The sequence below is a fragment of the Moraxella sp. VT-16-12 genome, assembly GCF_002224245.2.
Classification (GTDB): domain Bacteria; phylum Pseudomonadota; class Gammaproteobacteria; order Pseudomonadales; family Moraxellaceae; genus Moraxella.
The window spans coordinates 64,860-82,034 of record NZ_NKHK02000001.1 but is presented as its reverse complement, the minus strand read 5'-3'; the positions used below and the strand labels follow the sequence as shown (position 1 = coordinate 82,034).

Genomic DNA, 17,175 nt, shown 5'->3' with positions numbered 1-17,175 from the left:
AATCACTCCTTTTATTAAATTAACAAAGTTGTTTTATCGCATAATGGACAATAAATACAATGCTGGCATTTATTCTCATTGATATGAACATGGGTATCTAATGGCTGATACTGACGAATGTGATTAAGATGTGTTTCAAACCAATGGATTGTTTTATCATCAGGTATCGCTAATGGATAGCTTTTATTATCCACCATAGAATAAAACCCAAGTTTATCTATCACAAATCCCATTTCTATCATGCAAAAATACTGTGCATAAAGTTGTAATTTATAACCATCATAGATTGTTTTAATGCTACGTTTTCTCTCCACCAACTTTTTATCATCAAAAAAATATTGGTCAATCCGCCCAACCAAACCATAATACTCTGAATACACCATCATACCTGTTATCACAGATTTTTTGGTACTGTATGTGCCATCATCGACTGTTTGGTGAGCATATTTACCTTTAATTTGTGGTAAATCATAATAATTGTCATCATCAAGGGTTTGATATACCGTATGCAGATAAATAGAATAAGGACAAAAGACAAAATCATTTAATTGACTGATATTTAAAGTATGGTATTCCATATATTTTACCCAATAAAAACCACCAACCCACTAATGGATTGGTGGTCAAAAAAAGATTAGCGGCTTTGTGTAAAGTGTAGCCACTGCTCATTAGAGATGCTCAAATCAATCTTATCCATATTATCGGCAGATTGGATTTGATTGAGCACCCATAATCCCTTTAAAGCAATATGATAAGCACCATTTGCATCAGCATTATTTGGCAACACATCATCAGCAAATCTACTGTCAAAAAACACACCATCTTTATTCATCACAGGGGATAAAATAAAATCTTCATTTTTTTGAGCATGACTATATCTTAATGCCAACAAAACTTTTAATAAATACATCACGCCACTTAATAATGACTTGTCGTGAGAATTTGCCAGCTCATCTACCAAATTATGACCATTTTGATAACTTAAATCATGCTTATCCAACAATGATTTTAACTCTTTGGTAATATTAACGGTCTTTGTTTCTTTAGTTTTATGGTCATAATAATAACGCACATCACCATAAGTGCATAAAGTCCAAATACGTTTTTTATCTATCGTTTTTTGATAAAAATCGGCATAATCAAACTCAAATTCAAAATAATCAAGCTGATGATTATAAGCAATCTTTTTAAACCTGCTGATAAAACTTTGAGCCTGTGCCATATTTTCATAACGGGGTTTTAACAAATCCACAAAACCTGTGGTTGGGTCTATTTTACTGGTATTCCATGCTGGCACATAAAAAATAAACCCTGTTTGTTTGCCAATACTTTTTATGTCGGTAAAATTATTGGTTAATTGCAAAGCCTTACGCACAGAACCTAGCTGGTGATTATCAGCGTTTTTTAATACCAAATAATTTAATTTTTTAATCAATGCATTTTCAAAATTTTGATAAACTTGCTTTTCCACCTTAAAGCGACCATGTTTAAAACCAAAATTTAAATCTTCCAAAACAATCATGGCATTATATTTTAACATCATCTGCACCACTTCATGCACCACATGACTTAAATACCCTGCCTTTAATTCTTTGATATTTTTAATATCCCCCCAATCGGTGCGAGCCGCCAAACGCTCTTTTTCTCTGTTATCCAATATCTGATGATACGGCGTACTCATGCTCATGCCATTATTAGAAATGGATACAATATCATTTAACGTTCGCTGCTCCACAATACGACCATCGCCATCAATCACGCTGACATACAACAAATGTCTTTCTCCACGGTCAATACCGATGATATGCACATCTTTTTTATCAGCGTTTTTTAAAGTGGTATTGACTTGATGATTAAATGCTTTAAATCCTGTATTTTCTATACCAAAGTTCATGGTAATCGGTATGTGCAGAAAAAACTTATCTGTTGTATAGCGTTTATTTTTAATCACATCATAACTTAATGTGCGATTATGGGTATTATTGGGATTTTTGGGTGTTAATATTTCTCCTGCTTGATGAATGGTCGTATCAGACACACTCAATGAAGCACGGCGATAAAATATCTCAGCTTCGCCATTGAGTTTATAAATCGGATTTTTGAGATTATCATCACTAAACAATGACTTAAAATATAAGGTGTGCAGATTTGGTTTACCATAAGATTGCTTTGAAAAATCTTTATTGTATAATTGAAACAGATATAATTGACCTTTTTCAACCAAATCATCAATATAATCAGCATCAATATCAATAAACTTAACTTTATAAGATTGCGGCTCTATCTCTTTATAAAAATCACTTAAATCCTGATAAGTGTGAGTGTCAGAAAATCTAAAACCAAACTCTTTCCACTCTGGATGCTTGGCAATGCTGGATTTAAAAAAATCAATCAAATGATGACAGTCTGTTAAACTAAAATTACTGCCTTTTTTGTGTGTGCCTTTTTCATAGTTTTCTAATAATTGTGCCGATGGCTGATAATAACCAATATTACTTTTTGCAAAAAACACTTTGGGCAGCATTTTATTAGGTCCTGGCAGTAGCTTATATACCATCTTTTGATATGTGTGGCTACTGGTTGCTTTTGGTGCATTATCAAAGACTTTTTTGTGGGATTTATCTAAAATCGCCAAATAATACAAACCCTCTTTGCATAATATCACCCCAAAATTATCTTTTTCTTTATTGACATCCCAACCATTTAATAAAGTTGAATTGCCAAAGTTGAGTTTGATTTTTTCATCATTATAGGGTTTTTGACTAATATAATCACGCACTTTATTATACAGCAGCGTAAACATTACCAATTTATCATACAAAGGCATAAACTCCCCATAAAAATGCTCTTCTTTTTCTAGGGTATCATCTGATTTTAATGCCAAAGGTTTGATAAAATGAATCAGTCGCAAAACACCATCTAAAAATAATTTTAAATTTTTAACGTCATTGCTGTTTTTTTGTTTGGGCAGATAACTCTCGCCTTGGTTATTATCCTTTTCCAAAAAACCTTTGATTGTACTAAAATGATGATGAATGCCATCAATCATATTACGAATGTTTGTCGCTGAAAAATAATCACTAATGACTTTAACTTCTGTGTCTTCATGATGACTGGCATAGTGGTTGATTGCCTTTTGCAATTCATTGATGCTATGATTTGATTTGGTGTATCGCTCTTTTTCTTTTAATAATTTTTCTTTGGCATTTTGGCTTTTGGCGTTGTTGATTTTATTATTAAAATCACCATCAATTATCTGACAATAATAAAAGTCCAACGCACGTGATAATAACCTAAAATCAGCAAATAACTCATGCGATAGTTGATTGAGCTGTTGATGGTTGATATATATGTTGTCTTTGTCATAATCATAAAATTTTTGAAATAAAACCACCAGCTCATCAAAAATAGCCACATATTCACGATAAAAATGATTGACAGTTTGGCACAATTCATAATCATTATCAAACTTTTTGGGCAAAAATGAGACGCTTTGTCCATCACTTAATATTTGTTTGTGCAAAGGCTTTAATTTTGCAATCTTAATTTTATGTTTTTGACCATATAGATTTATTAACTCATTGATGCCTTGCAACTTTTTACCACCTTCTAATACTTTACCGCCCAAAAGCGTATTATAAGCGGTGATGCCTGATTGGATAAGCAGATGATGATAAAAATCCATCTGTAACATATCATCAAACTTAAAATCAGCAAAATCAATCGTGCGACTGTCCAAATGATTCAATTCGTGATATAAATCAGGATAATCCGATTTGATTTTGGATAAAACTTGTATATTATCAACAAAGCGTGGCAAATTTTCATGGATTAAACGATAAGCAATGGCAGTATGTTTGACTTCATCACTGTACATATTTTTGCGATTTTCATAAAATCCTTGAAAATAGGTGGTAAAATTTTCAAATTGATGAATCCATGAGATTTTTTCTGCCTTATTTGGCTCACTGTCATGATTTATCAGCCATTTTTCCAAATCTCCTTTATCCTTACCAGCTTTAAACAGCTCCTTAGTAAACAAACGCTTATAGCGTTCTTTAAGCTGTGGTGTTTTTTCAAAATTTTTGGTGATTTGTTTGCGTAAATTGTCTTGGGTTTTGGTGAGCTTATCTTTTAGATGACTGTTTTTACTGTCTTGTTTGAGTGCTTGATAATCTGCATAAAAATCATCCAAGCCCACAAGCTGAGCATCGCCCAGCGTATCTGCAATAAACGCCCGATGATACTCATCAAGCAGTTCTTTGATTTTTTTGTAAATTTTTGCCAGCTCTTCATCTTTGTGTAAAAAACCTTTTTGCTGAATGTGCCCCAATGTCGCACCCATTGGTTTTAATTCAAAACGCAAGGTTTTGGTAACTGGATATTGGCGAGTGAATGATGAAAATAAACTTGTATTCATACGAATTTTCCTGATGTTAAGACATTAAACAGTACACTTGTTGCAATAAATAAGCCAATCTGACACCACTCATCTGAAAATAAGAAACCCCAAAACCATCAAGGTTTTGGGGTTTGGCGATTTGGGGCGTATTAGTCCCCTTGATAGCCTTTGAGTTTTAAGCGAGCCTTATGCAGTAGTGGCTCGGTGTAGCCTGATGGCTGGGTTGCCCCTTTAAAAATCAGGTCGGCGGCAGCATGAAAAGCGATATTGTTGTCAAAATCCGCTGCCATTGGGCGATAATCAGGGTCAGACGCATTTTGCTCGTCCACCACTTTTGCCATGCGTTTGAGCACTTCCCATACCTGTTCTTCGGTTACAATGCCATGAGCCAACCAGTTGGCGACGTGCTGACTAGAAATACGCAAAGTGGCACGGTCTTCCATCAGCCCCACGTTATTGATGTCAGGCACTTTGGAGCAGCCCACACCCAAATCCACCCAACGCACCACATAGCCTAGGATGCCTTGGCAGTTGTTTTCAAGCTCACGCACTTTTTCTTCTTCGCTCCAATTGGTATCGCTTGCCAGTGGCAAAGTCAATAGCTCATCAAGCGTGGGCGGTGCGATGTTTAGTAGCTCTTCTTGACGATTCATGACGTTGCATTTGTGATAGTGCATGGCGTGAATGGTTGCCCCACTTGGACTAGGCACCCAAGCACAGCTTGCTCCTGCTTGTGGGTGTTCAATCTTGGTGCGATACATATCCGCCAGCTCATCAGGTTTTGGCCACATGCCTTTGCCGATTTGAGCTTTGCCACGCAAACCAGCTTGCAGACCAAGTGCCACGTTGCGAGCTTCATAAGCATTAAACCATGTTTGTGCTTTGATGTCGCCTTTTTTGACAAACGCCCCTGAATGCATGGCGGTGTGAATCTCATCACCTGTTCTGTCCATAAAGCCTGTGTTGATAAAGATGGTGCGGTCTTTGGCTTTGGCAATGCAATTTTTTAGGTTAGCACTGGTGCGGCGTTCTTCGTCCATGATGCCCACTTTTAGGCATTTATCAGGCAGCCCTAGAGCTTGTTCGGCACGCTCAAACAGCTCCACAGCAAACGCCACTTCTTCTGAGCCGTGCATTTTTGGCTTAACGATGTACATAGAGCCTGTGCGAGAGTTACGCAGGCTGTTTTCGCCACGAATGTCCACAGCCGTCAGCATGGGCGTGATGAGTGCGTCCATGATGCCTTCAAAAATCTCTTCGCCGTTTACCAAAATGGCAGGGTTGGTCATCAAATGCCCCACATTACGCAAAAGCATGACCGAGCGACCATGCAGGGCTTGGGTGTTGCCGTCTAAATCGGTAAAAGTACGGTCAGCGTTTAGGGTGCGAGTGATGGTTTTGCCATTTTTTTCTAAGGTTTCAGACAAATCACCTTTCATCAGCCCAAGCCAGTTGCGATAGCCTTCTACTTTTTCTTCGGCGTCCACGGCAGCCACTGAGTCTTCTAAGTCTTGAATGGTGGTAACGGCAGCTTCTAGCACGATGTCTTTTACACCAGCTTTATCGGATTTGCCAATCAAATGCTCACGGTCAATCTGGATAATAACGTGCAAGCCATTGTTTTTTAGGATAATCTCTGTTAGATTATCGGCAGAGCCATTTAAACCAACCAATTTGTTGTCTTTTAAAGTGGTCTCGCCATCGCCCACTTTTGCCACCAATTTACCGTCTTTGATGGCATAGGAAGTAACGTCAGCATGAGAGCCAGTTTCTAGAGGGAAAGTTTCATCAAGGAAGTTTTTGGCAAACTCAATTACCTTGGCTCCACGCACAGGGTTGTAGCCCTTGCCTTTTTCGGCTCCGTCTGCTTCGCCAATCACATCAAAGCCATACAAAGCGTCATACAGACTGCCCCAGCGAGCGTTGGCGGCGTTTAGGCAGTAGCGAGCGTTACGCACAGGCACGACAAGCTGAGCCCCTGCGATGGTGGCAATCTCATCGTCCACGTTTTGTGTGGTGATGGTAAAATCATCCACCACAGGTTCAAGATACCCAATGTCAGTCAAAAACGCCTTGTAGCTTTGAAGTTCATAAGCGTTGTTTTTATGCCAATCATCAATTTTGGCTTGCAATTCATCACGGCGAGCAAGTAAGGCTTTGTTTTTTGGGGTCAAGTCCAACACCACTTGCTCAAAATTTTTCCAATAAGTATCGCTGTCAATCTTGGCTAGGGGCAAGGCTTCATTTTCAATAAAATCAAACAAAATCTTATCAATCGCCAAAGACCCTTTGTTGATACGCACAGTTGCCATAGTTTTATCCTTAAATACAATCACAATTAAACAAAAACGGTGCTTTGCTTTGCTCACAAAACACCGTTTGGGATTTTCCAATCAACCGTTCAATCAGGCATTAACCGCCAAATTGGTTCATGGTGTTCTTGCTGGCGTCGCCTGCTTTTAGGGCATTTTCGCCAGAGAAAATCTCTTTGTGGTCATCACCGATGTCAGAACCTGCCATCGCTTGGTGCTTGACGCAAGCAATGCCACCACGGATTTCTTTACGCTGTACGCCAGCCACATAAGCAAGCATGCCTTCATCACCAAAGTAGCCTTTGGCAAGTTCGTGGGTAGAAAGTGCGGCAGTGTGGTAAGTGGGCAGTGTGATTAGATGGTGGAACACACCCGCTTCACGAGCTGCGTCTGCTTGGAAAGTACGGATTTTTTCGTCAGCGTCATTGGCAAGCTCAGAACCATCATATTTGGCATCCATCAGTTTATCACGCTCATAGCCTGACACGTCTTTACCTTCGGCAACCCAACGGTCATAGGCTTGCTGACGGAAGTTGATGGTCCAGTTAAATGATGGTGAGTTGTTGTACACAAGTTTGGCATCTGGTACTTGTTTTTTGATGTCATTAACAAAACTTGCAATGGCTGCCACGTCTGGGGTTGGGGTCTCAATCCAAATCATGTCGGCACCGTTTTGTAGGCTAGTTACGCAGTCAAGTACCACGCGGTCATGCTGAGTGCCTTCACGGAACTGATACAAGCCTGATGGCAAGCGAGTTGGGCGGTGTAGTTTGCCATCACGCTTGATTAAGATTTCATCTTCTTTGGCTTCACTGATGTCAATTTCAGTGGTGTCTAGGTAGCTGATGTATTTGCTTGCCAAATCACCTGGCTCACGGCTTACAGGGATTTTTTGAGTTAGGTCAGCACCTTCTGAGTCAGTACGAGCCACGATAACGCCTTCGTCCACGCCAAGCTCCAAGAACGCATAACGTACTGCGTTGATTTTGGCTAGGAAGTCTTCGTGTGGAACGGTTACTTTACCTGCTTGGTGTCCGCATTGCTTAGCGTCAGAAACTTGGTTTTCAATCTGAATGGCACAAGCACCCGCTTCAATCATTTGTTTGGTCAATAGGTAAGTGGCTTCTTCATTACCAAAACCTGCGTCAATGTCAGCGATGATTGGCACAACGTGGGTTTGGAAGTTGTCAATTTGAGCTTCGATTTCTTTAACTTTTGCAGCATCGCCTTCGCTTTCTGCTTTTTGTAAGGCACGGAACAAATCATTAAGCTCTTTGGCATCAGCTTGACGAAGGAAGGTGTAAATCTCTTCGATGAGTTTTGGCACCGAAGTTTTTTCGTGCATAGACTGGTCAGGTAGTGGACCAAACTCAGAGCGTAGGGCAGCGACCATCCAACCTGATAGGTAGATGTAGCGTTTGTCAGTTGTGCCAAAGTATTTTTTGTTGGCAATCATTTTTTGTTGGGCGATAAAACCATGCCAGCAACCAAGAGATTGGGTGTATTTGCTGTGGTCGGCATCATACTCAGCCATGTCTTTACGCATGATAGAAGCGGTGTATTTGGCAATGTCAAGACCTGTTTTAAAACGGTTTTGCACAATCATACGAGCGGCATCTTCTGGACGAATGGCGTCCCAAGTACCACCGAGTTTTTCTTTCACATTGCGAACGTGTTCTAACGCTGATTGATAAGTCATGATGATTTCCTTAAAGTTCATGGCGGTCTTGCGACCAATTAACAACTGCCTATGAAAACTGCTTGGCGTTTCGCTCGTTGTTTTCATGCTCCCTAGCATACCAAAAGTTTGAGATTTATCCAATATCCTATTTAAATCCTGACTATTTTTTTAATAAATGGTATTGCCCATTTCATTATCAAAATTGATGATAATTGTCCGTTATCATATAACATCTTATTGAAATTAATACATATTTTTTAAAAATACCCAGATAAATTTGCTTGATGATGATTTGATAAACACCCATAAAAATCACTGAATATTTTTTTAAAGTGTAACATTTTATGTCGTTAAATATGCCATAAATCGCCAAAATTCCTATGCTCGTAAAGATGTGGTAAAATTAACAAATTTATTTAGCTCACCCAACCCATGACCCCACCTGACACATTAGTGCCTTTTTTGACCGCCAAAGGCTCGCTCACCGCCCTACTAGAACAAAAAGCAGGACAGCCTTTGCGTGTTCAAATCATTTATGAAGGTCATCAGCCCATTGATTTTTATCATAAAAAATTGTTAAATCTCCCCTTACACCGCCCTGCTCTTGCATGGGTGCGTGAAGTGTTGTTATTTGGTAATGAAACAAAGGCTTGGGTGCGTGCCAAAAGCATCTTTCCGATTGACAGCCTGTCAGGTAACGCCAAACGCCTACGCCATCTTAAAAATACGCCGATTGGTTATGTGATGTTTAAAAAAAATCGCCAACTGCCCCACAAACGCACGATATTTTTTGATGAATATTGGGGGCGAAATACAGTGTATGACTGGCACAGACGGCAGATTTTAGTGCAAGAGATTTTTTTGGCAATGTAACAAATCTGCCATCTGTATTTATGCCATCATTTTTTGACAGGTCGTTGCCAACCATCAATCGTGGTTTGCTTACTTCTTGCCAAAGTCAGCTTGTCATCAGGCGTATCTTTGGTAATCACCGAGCCTGCCCCAATGGTGGCATTTGCCCCAATGGTTACAGGAGCAACCAAGCTACAATTTGACCCAACAAACGCATTATCACCAATGGTGGTGGTAAATTTATTGACCCCATCATAATTACAAGTAATCACACCCGCCCCCACATTGACCGCTCTGCCCACGACCGCATCACCAATATAGCTAAGATGGCTCACTTTTGCCCCTGTGGCTAGGGTGGATTTTTTGGTTTCTACAAAATTGCCGATTTTGACCTCATCGCCAATCACTGATTTTGGGCGAATGTGAGCAAAAGGTCCAATGGCGACATCTTTACCAATCGTACTTTCGCTTAATACACAGTTTGGTTTAATGTGGCTGTTATCGCCAATGGTGCAATCTGTGATGACATTACCGCTGTCAATCTGCACGCCACTACCTAGCACCACATCACCCACAAAGATGGTGTTGACATCAATAAATACATCTTGTCCACAGCGTAGCGTGCCACGAATGTCCACACGGCTTGGGTCGGCAAACTGCACGCCATTTAATTGTAATTGGTTAATCAAATGGGCTTGATATGTCCGCTCCAAATTGGCAAGCTGAATGCGGTCATTGACCCCTTCAATCTCAAAGCCAAGCTCTGGTAAAGTGGTGGCGATATCCACGCCATCTGCTACTGCCATTTTGATGATATCAGTCAGATAATACTCACCTTGGGCGTTGTCATTGGTCAAGGCAGGCAAGTATTTGTGTAACAAGGCATTTTCCACACAATAAATGCCACTGTTAATCTCATTGATGGCTTTTTGAGCATCGGTGGCATCTTTTTCTTCGACAATGGCGATGACTTTGCCATCAGTACGAATAATCCGCCCCAGTCCAAAAGGATTGTCCACACGCATGGTCAGCATACTAATCCCATTGGTGCTTGCATCAATGAGCTTTTGCAGGGTGCTCGCTTGGGTCAGTGGCACATCACCGTATAAAATCAGGCTTTTGCCATCTTTGGGCAAATGGGGCAATGCCATCTGTACGGCGTGTCCCGTGCCAAGCTGCTCAGCTTGCTGTGCCCAAATCAAATCGGTGTCTGTGATTTCATCTTTGACCATTTGACCATTGTAGCCGTAAATCAAAATGGTGTTATCTGCACCCAGCGTTTTACAAGTGTCCAAAACATGACGTAGCAAAGGCTTACCCGCCAAAGTTTGTAGTACTTTGGGCTTGACTGATTTCATGCGAGTGCCTTTACCACCTGCCAAAATGATGATGTTGAGCATAAAAATTCCTTAGTGTGCTTAGAATAACTATTTTTTTAAATCAATATGTTTTGATTGTATCATAAAGTTGGCAAAAAAACTTTAATCCCCATATTACCCATAACAATTTGACACAGTCAAACACAAATCATCATCCAAATTTAAAGAGAATCAACATGAGCTGGGTATATTTAATCATCGCAGGTCTGTTAGAAATCGGTTGGCCGCTTGGGCTAAAACTTGCTCAACAAGACGGCTATCGCTGGCATGGCATTGTCATGGCGATTATTTTTATGAGTGCCAGTGGTTTTTGTCTGTTTTTGGCTCAAAAAACCATTCCCATGGGCACAGCTTATGCGGTGTGGACAGGCATTGGGGCGGCAGGGGCGTTTTTGGTGGGCGTGGTGTTTTTTAACGACCCTGCCACCATTGGTCGCTGGTTGGGGGCGTTTTTGATTATCTCTGGGGTGGTAGTGATGAAACTTAGCAGTCCTAATTAAACACAGCCATCATAACAACAAACACCGCCGCCGACATTATCCCTGCCAACACATCATCAATCAATATCCCAAAACCACCAGAGACATTACTGTCCACCCATTTGATTGGAAAGGGCTTGATAATATCAAAAAAACGAAACAACACAAAGGGAATGACAAACAAAAGAGCCAAACTTGGGTGCAAATATGCCAAACCTGCCTTGTCATCAGGTACAAAACCAAACATCAACCACACGCTTGGTAGCAGAGCAATCCACATACCCACCCATTCATCAAACACAATGTGTGGGTCATCATGCACGCCCATCAGCTCACTGGTTTTGCCACAAATATAGCTGCCTACCAGACAACCAATCACCGTGATTATCAAAAACCCCCAAAAACCAAGCAGCAGCATGGGTAATGCCACCATAAGACCACCCACCGTCCCCCAAGTGCCGGGGGCTTTTTTGGGTAGCCCCGAACCCAACCCAACCCCCAGCCAATACACACATTTTTCAAAGATACTGGCAGATGATGGGCAAGGTGGACAAGGATTGCTTTTTTTGATGTCAGGTTTGTGTTGCATATGGTTTAGTCAATGCCTATCAAGGCTTTATCAGCATTTTGAAGGTCAATATTTTCAATATCGTCAATATCCGACAGCTTAATCAACGGCTGTTTGGCAAAGTCTCGCCAAATGGTCTTAAATCGGGGTGTATCACTATTCCAGTCGGTCTCTTGGTTTTTTTGGTATCTGATTTTATGGGTTAAAAAATTGATACTAACCGTGCTTTCTACATAAGGACCACGATTGTATGAACTGTCATAGCCAATCAAATAAAAATCCTTTTTACCATTGACTGTGCGATAATCAAAGGTATAATACCAATACCCATAACGCCCATGACTATAACGAAAAATAAGTTTGCTTTTCTTATTTTCTATGGATAATTCTGGGGCATAATAGACACCACCATATTCATTATCAGAAGCAAACAACGCACGGTTTTCCAATATCTTTTGATAGCCTGTGTTGGTTTTTAGCAAAATAATCAAACCACGGCGGTTTCTATCCACCATTTGTTCAGGATTTTTTTCGTCTTCTTCCCACCCAGACGGCTTTGTGTCTTTAATCATTATCCAACAGTCTTTTTTGCCATCAGTATTAAAATCTGAATCACAATAATGTCCATCCAAATTAAATCCTTGTGGCACAAACTGTTTGAGTACTGTCTCATCGCCTGCCAACGCATCAATATTATCATCCGCCCACACACTTTGACCTGCCAATAAAGCAACTGACAAAGTGCTGAATATGAATTGACGCATAATACTCACTCCTTTTGCTAATGATGTCATCAACGTATCATAAATCAAGATATTTATCAATGAGACTTGGGTAACCCATCAAAAATGTTGCCAGCCTTGGATATTCATCATCACCTGTTCATCTTGATAGCACAAAGTTAGGGTATCACCTGCAACAATTCGCCCAATCGGGTAAATGGGCAAATTTGGGTGCTTGTTTTGAAAATGGGTCAGATTATCAGGTGAAATGGTAAATAATAATTGATAATCATCACCACCATTGATGATGTGTTGATATTTTTGCTCAAAGGACAGTTGATTAAGCTCATCATGGGTGGGGATTTTGTCCAGCTCAATCACCGCACCCACTTGGCTTGCCGTCAAAATATGCCCCAAATCCTGCCCCAAACCGTCCGAGATGTCTATCATGCTACTGGCAAAGCCACGTAGTGCCTGCCCTAACGCCACTTGTGGCTGCGGTAAATCTAAGGCGGATTGTAGGGGCGTGTTTTTGCCTTGCAATACCGCTTGCAAAGCAACACTTGCCAAGCCAATATCACCACTGACACACACCACATCATCAATGTTTGCCCCCGCTCGTTTGATGGCTTGCCCTTTTGGCACAAACCCAAGTGCTGTAACTGACAGGGTCAAAACCGATGAGCCTGTGGTATCCCCACCAATCAGCTCCACGCCAAACTGCTCACAAACATCACCCACACCACGCACAAGCTCTGCCAAAAAATCATCATTTGCCAGCTCACTGGGTAAAGAGATGCCTAATAAAATGGCATAAGGGGTCGCTCCCATACTGGCAAGGTCGGATAAATTGACCGCCACCGCTTTAAATCCAATGGCATAAGCACTTGTGCCAATAGGAAAATGTCGTCCCATCACCAGCGTATCCACACAGCTCACCAGCTCGCTATCTGCTGGCACACCGCTGACAGCACAGTCATCACCAATACCAAGTGTGGTGTTGGTGTGTTTTTTGGTGGCGTGTTGAAAATGCTGATAAATTAGGGAAAATTCGGACATGATTTATCCATAACTGACACAATTAAGATTTTGATTAACAACACCTTAATGTCATTAAAACGCCTGCGGTGATTTGACATGGTGTTTTACCTTGAATAGAAAAGGCGAAAATTTTTCCGCCTTATCTTGTTTATTGTTCGCTGTTTTTTGTTTTTTTGGCTTTGTTGGCGTTGTATTCCAATTCACGCACTTTTTTGGCATATTTATCCAAAATAGCATTGATAAACTTATGTGCATCTGTCGCCCCAAAGTGGGTGTTGAGCTGTATGGCTTCATCAATCACCACTTTATAGGGAATGTGCAGGCTGTGTTTTAGTTCATACGTCCCAATCAATAGCACCGCCCGCTCAATCACATCCAAACGATTAAAATTACGGTCCAAAAGCGTTGAAATCTCCACAATCAGCTCGCCTGCCTGCTCTGGAATGTTACGCATCAGCTCATGATAATAACCCAAATGCACCGTATGCATGGCGTTGTCAGCTCGGGTGCGAGCGGTGATGGTATGTGGCTCGTTGCCACCTTTTAAATCTTTGTTTTCAGAGTCAAAACGAAAATCCGTCATCAACCACTCATAAAGCCCTTGCAGGGCAAAACGGCGAGCTTTACGCACGGCTGTATGGGTGGTTTTGTAACCAGTTTGACTGATATCAAACGTGTTGGGAGCGTTGTCAGGGTTTGGGGTATTCATGATTGACCTTGAAAATAGATTAACCTATCAAATGGCAAAACAGTAACTTGACTGCTTTTTTGCCAGCGATACTCGTTGATATAGATTGTTAAATAATCAAACAGACAGCACTGTCTGCCATAATTGTTTCATCAGCCATTAAATTGCTTTTAAGGTGCTGACCATCTCAATGGCAGTCATGGCAGCTTCATAGCCTTTGTTGCCTGCCTTAGTGCCAGCACGCTCAATGGTTTGCTCAATGTTTTCGGTGGTCAAAATACCATTAATCACAGGAATGTCCAAATGTAGTGCCACATGGCTTAGCCCCTTGGCAGACTCACTTGCCACAATATCAAAATGCGGTGTCGCCCCACGGATAATCGCACCAAGCACCACAATGGCATCATAATTGCCACTTTTTGCCATACGTTTGGCAGTCAAAGGCAGCTCAAACGCTCCCGGCACACGCACCACGGTGATATTAGCCCCTTGCACGCCATGACGAAGCAGTGCATCCAACGCCCCTTCCACCAAACTTTCTACCAAAAAGCCATTAAAGCGACCTACCGCAATGCCAATACGCAAATTTTGGTTGTCATATAGCGCCCCTTCAATGTGGGTAACGGCGTTTTTTTGGTCAGTAAATGTGGTCATGGTGTCTCACTTAATTTTTACAAAAATAATCTATTATTATAACAAAATCCACCCTGCCAAAAAAGCGTTTTTTCTGCTATCATAGCCGACCGATATATAGTTTGGGGGATAGTATGGACAAACTCAGCGAATGGATACTTGTCATGATGCAAGAGCTTGGGTTGGTAGGTGTGGCACTGATGATGTTTTTGGAAAATGTCTTTCCACCCATTCCTAGTGAGCTGATTATGCCTGCGGCTGGTTTTGCAGCAGCACTGGGCAAAATGAACATCATCGCTGTGATTATTGCTGGCACCTTAGGCTCGGTGCTTGGGGCATTGCCATTGTATTATCTGGGGACAATGTTTGATGAACAGCGTTTGTATCAGCTCACCAAAAAATACGGCAAATACTTACTGATTGACACAAATGACATCACCAACACACAAACGTGGTTTAATAAATACGGCAAAGCAGTCATCTTTTTTGGGCGGATGATACCTGCCATTCGCTCGCTGATTTCCATTCCTGCGGGCATGAATCGTATGCCATTATTGCCATTTTTGGTATTGACCGCCATCGGCTCAGCGATTTGGACAACGCTACTGGCTTATGCCGGCTATGTGCTTGGAGCAAATTATGAACAAGTTGCCACGTTTATTGCTCCCATCAGCAAAATGGTGGTATTAACGACCGTGATGGTTTTGGGTGTGGTGATATTTTTTAGAATAAAAAAGCATTTTTTCACACAGGATAAATGACTTTTACAAACGACAAATGTCCTGCCAAGTGATTCCAAATTTCCCCAAATATTTTCTTAGCCTATCACTATCATTACTGGTGGTCTTGCCCTTTCGTGAGACATCAAACAACGCTCGCCCTGCACTTGCCAGACTGTCATGTGCTTGACAAAACTTGATGACATTTATCAGCTGCATTTTGTCAAATTCATCAATGTGCAAATGCTCTATTTTTTGCTGCAACTGATGACTTAACAAAACCGCTTGTTGATGACACAAAGGCTCATCATCTACCCACAAATCTAGCAGTCTCCTGATTTCATCATCTACCAAGCCTTCATCAATCCGCCCACCTGTGGCAAGCGTGGCAAGCCTTAATAAACTGGCGGACAAATCCCGAAAATTGCCCGTCCACACCGCCTGCTCGCTCATGGCAAACACCAAATACCGCTCATACGCCGCTTTATCAAATCGCACCGTGCGACCAAGCTCTTGGTTTGCCACCGCAAGCTGGTAGTTAATGTTGGGAGCGATGTCTTCTCGCCTATGAGCAAGGGCAGGTAGCACATACTGCCATATATTGATGCGAGCGTACAAATCTTCACGAAACGTCCCTGCCTTGACACACGCTTTTAAGTCTTTGTTGGTGCCTGCAATCAGCCAAAAATCACTATGTACAGGTGTATCTGAACCCATCGGATAAAAAGATTTATCTTCTAGGGCGGTCAAAAGCATGGCTTGTTCATCGGCTCCCAACTCCCCAATTTCATCCAAAAACAGCACGCCCTTATGAGCGGTCAAAAGATAACCATCTCGGGCAGTCATCGCCCCAGTAAACGCCCCTTTTTTATGACCAAATAATGCCGAATACGCCATATCACCACGAAGCGTGGCACAATTCACGTCCACAAACCGCCCACTGACCAAATGCCGAGCTTTTTTGAGTTCATAAATGCGTTTGGCAAGCCGAGATTTGCCCGCCCCTGTTGCCCCCATGATAAGCATGGGAGAATTTGAGCCCATCGCCACCTGCTCAATTTGTCCAATCAAGCGGTTAAAGGCAGCGTTTTTGGTCTCAATGCCTGTCTTTAAAAACTTCATCGCGTCGTTTTTGACCGTATCTAGGCGACTGGCAAGCACATCATAGCGTGCCAAATCAAGGTCAATCAGCTCAGTTTTGCACAAAGCATCATCGCCTTTGGGGGGTGCAGTTTGTAGTAGCACGCTAGGGATTTGCCGACTCTCTACCAGCAAAAACAAACAAATCTGTGCCACGTGCGTGCCTGTGGTGATGTGCGTCAGATAGTTTTCTTTTTCAATATCAAACTCATAGCTATCCGCCCAGCTTGCCAACTTTTCATAAACTTCGCCAAAATCCCAAGGATTATCAAGGGGCATATTGACAAAATTGATGTGCATGTCAGGGCGAATACTATAAATGTCATCTGCCACCTGCAAGGCAAGTCGCTCATACTGCGGAGCGATAAATAGCTCCACACGGTCAATGTCTAGCACATGATGCACATTGACATTAGGTCGCCATTTTTTGTGGCGTTTTTGGCTAAATCCATCGTCCAGCACTGTGCCCAAAAAACCAATCATGACTGTTTTTTTCATCTGTTTACCCAATCAATCCATCCCCAAAATATGATACCATCATAGCATATTTTCTATTTTT

The 17,175-nt window shown here is 41.5% G+C and carries 14 protein-coding genes; 3 read left to right on the top strand and 11 right to left on the bottom strand.

Annotated features, from left to right (window positions below):
- Positions 1-14: 14 nt before the first annotated feature.
- From cas4 to CEW93_RS00385, 4 genes are all read right to left on the bottom strand, one after another.
- Positions 15-578: a type V CRISPR-associated protein Cas4 gene (gene cas4, locus CEW93_RS00400; RefSeq protein ID WP_089541089.1), complete on the bottom strand. Its 564-nt coding sequence runs from the start codon at positions 576-578 to the stop codon at positions 15-17.
- 56 nt (positions 579-634) lie between these two features.
- Positions 635-4,420, bottom strand: a complete 3,786-nt coding sequence (cas12a, locus tag CEW93_RS00395) for a type V CRISPR-associated protein Cas12a/Cpf1 (protein ID WP_089541090.1) — start codon at positions 4,418-4,420, stop codon at positions 635-637.
- A gap of 131 nt (positions 4,421-4,551) precedes the next feature.
- Positions 4,552-6,714 carry a malate synthase G gene (locus tag CEW93_RS00390; protein ID WP_089541091.1) on the bottom strand — a complete coding sequence of 721 codons (2,163 nt, stop codon included), beginning with the start codon at positions 6,712-6,714 and terminating at the stop codon, positions 4,552-4,554.
- Between the two features lie 100 nt (positions 6,715-6,814).
- Positions 6,815-8,416: an isocitrate lyase gene (locus tag CEW93_RS00385; RefSeq protein ID WP_089541102.1), complete on the bottom strand. Its 1,602-nt coding sequence runs from the start codon at positions 8,414-8,416 to the stop codon at positions 6,815-6,817.
- Positions 8,417-8,827: 411 nt separating this feature from the next.
- On the opposite strand from CEW93_RS00385, the gene CEW93_RS00380 reads away from it, so the two are divergent.
- Entirely contained in the window at positions 8,828-9,268 is a 441-nt protein-coding gene (locus tag CEW93_RS00380; protein ID WP_089541092.1) for a chorismate lyase, read from the top strand.
- 26 nt (positions 9,269-9,294) lie between these two features.
- On the opposite strand, the gene glmU is transcribed toward CEW93_RS00380, so the two are convergent.
- Entirely contained in the window at positions 9,295-10,647 is a 1,353-nt protein-coding gene (gene glmU / locus CEW93_RS00375; RefSeq protein ID WP_089541093.1) for a bifunctional UDP-N-acetylglucosamine diphosphorylase/glucosamine-1-phosphate N-acetyltransferase GlmU, read from the bottom strand.
- Between the two features lie 155 nt (positions 10,648-10,802).
- Between glmU and CEW93_RS00370 the strand changes: the two genes are divergently transcribed.
- A complete protein-coding gene (locus CEW93_RS00370) occupies positions 10,803-11,126 on the top strand; it encodes a multidrug efflux SMR transporter (protein WP_089541094.1) in 324 nt (107 codons plus the stop codon).
- Here the strand turns inward: CEW93_RS00370 and CEW93_RS00365 are convergent.
- The 5 genes from CEW93_RS00365 to ribE all read right to left on the bottom strand — a co-directional run bounded on the left by CEW93_RS00365 (position 11,119) and on the right by ribE (position 14,778).
- The gene (locus CEW93_RS00365; RefSeq protein ID WP_089541095.1) at positions 11,119-11,694 is read right to left on the bottom strand and encodes a phosphatidylglycerophosphatase A; all 576 of its coding nucleotides are present in this window, start codon (positions 11,692-11,694) and stop codon (positions 11,119-11,121) included. The genes CEW93_RS00370 and CEW93_RS00365 overlap by 8 nt on opposite strands.
- A gap of 5 nt (positions 11,695-11,699) precedes the next feature.
- Positions 11,700-12,437, bottom strand: coding sequence for a hypothetical protein (locus tag CEW93_RS00360; protein WP_089541096.1), 738 nt, complete (start codon positions 12,435-12,437; stop codon positions 11,700-11,702).
- A gap of 78 nt (positions 12,438-12,515) precedes the next feature.
- Complete coding sequence (gene thiL / locus CEW93_RS00355) at positions 12,516-13,454, bottom strand: thiamine-phosphate kinase (RefSeq protein ID WP_089541097.1); 939 nt, start codon at positions 13,452-13,454, stop codon at positions 12,516-12,518.
- Between the two features lie 130 nt (positions 13,455-13,584).
- Entirely contained in the window at positions 13,585-14,145 is a 561-nt protein-coding gene (gene nusB, locus CEW93_RS00350) for a transcription antitermination factor NusB (RefSeq protein WP_089541098.1), read from the bottom strand.
- A 138-nt stretch (positions 14,146-14,283) separates the two neighbouring features.
- Positions 14,284-14,778 carry a 6,7-dimethyl-8-ribityllumazine synthase gene (gene ribE, locus CEW93_RS00345; RefSeq protein ID WP_089541099.1) on the bottom strand — a complete coding sequence of 165 codons (495 nt, stop codon included), beginning with the start codon at positions 14,776-14,778 and terminating at the stop codon, positions 14,284-14,286.
- Positions 14,779-14,891: 113 nt separating this feature from the next.
- Here ribE and CEW93_RS00340 point away from each other — a divergent pair, with 113 nt between their 5' ends.
- The gene (locus tag CEW93_RS00340) at positions 14,892-15,518 is read left to right on the top strand and encodes a DedA family protein (RefSeq protein WP_089541100.1); all 627 of its coding nucleotides are present in this window, start codon (positions 14,892-14,894) and stop codon (positions 15,516-15,518) included.
- A gap of 3 nt (positions 15,519-15,521) precedes the next feature.
- Here CEW93_RS00340 and rtcR read toward each other — a convergent pair whose 3' ends face one another.
- A complete protein-coding gene (gene rtcR / locus CEW93_RS00335; protein ID WP_089541101.1) occupies positions 15,522-17,114 on the bottom strand; it encodes an RNA repair transcriptional activator RtcR in 1,593 nt (530 codons plus the stop codon).
- Positions 17,115-17,175: the final 61 nt, after the last annotated feature.

What these genes read in the sequence shown, in the direction of transcription:
- cas4 (WP_089541089.1), bottom strand. Translation starts at nt 578, where the DNA reads ATGGAATACCATACTTTAAATATCAGTCAATTAAATGATTTTGTCTTT.
- cas12a (WP_089541090.1), bottom strand. Translation starts at nt 4,420, where the DNA reads ATGAATACAAGTTTATTTTCATCATTCACTCGCCAATATCCAGTTACC.
- CEW93_RS00390 (WP_089541091.1), bottom strand. Translation starts at nt 6,714, where the DNA reads ATGGCAACTGTGCGTATCAACAAAGGGTCTTTGGCGATTGATAAGATT.
- CEW93_RS00380 (WP_089541092.1), top strand. Translation starts at nt 8,828, where the DNA reads ATGACCCCACCTGACACATTAGTGCCTTTTTTGACCGCCAAAGGCTCG.
- glmU (WP_089541093.1), bottom strand. Translation starts at nt 10,647, where the DNA reads ATGCTCAACATCATCATTTTGGCAGGTGGTAAAGGCACTCGCATGAAA.
- CEW93_RS00370 (WP_089541094.1), top strand. Translation starts at nt 10,803, where the DNA reads ATGAGCTGGGTATATTTAATCATCGCAGGTCTGTTAGAAATCGGTTGG.
- CEW93_RS00365 (WP_089541095.1), bottom strand. Translation starts at nt 11,694, where the DNA reads ATGCAACACAAACCTGACATCAAAAAAAGCAATCCTTGTCCACCTTGC.
- CEW93_RS00360 (WP_089541096.1), bottom strand. Translation starts at nt 12,437, where the DNA reads ATGCGTCAATTCATATTCAGCACTTTGTCAGTTGCTTTATTGGCAGGT.
- thiL (WP_089541097.1), bottom strand. Translation starts at nt 13,454, where the DNA reads ATGTCCGAATTTTCCCTAATTTATCAGCATTTTCAACACGCCACCAAA.
- nusB (WP_089541098.1), bottom strand. Translation starts at nt 14,145, where the DNA reads ATGAATACCCCAAACCCTGACAACGCTCCCAACACGTTTGATATCAGT.
- ribE (WP_089541099.1), bottom strand. Translation starts at nt 14,778, where the DNA reads ATGACCACATTTACTGACCAAAAAAACGCCGTTACCCACATTGAAGGG.
- CEW93_RS00340 (WP_089541100.1), top strand. Translation starts at nt 14,892, where the DNA reads ATGGACAAACTCAGCGAATGGATACTTGTCATGATGCAAGAGCTTGGG.
- rtcR (WP_089541101.1), bottom strand. Translation starts at nt 17,114, where the DNA reads ATGAAAAAAACAGTCATGATTGGTTTTTTGGGCACAGTGCTGGACGAT.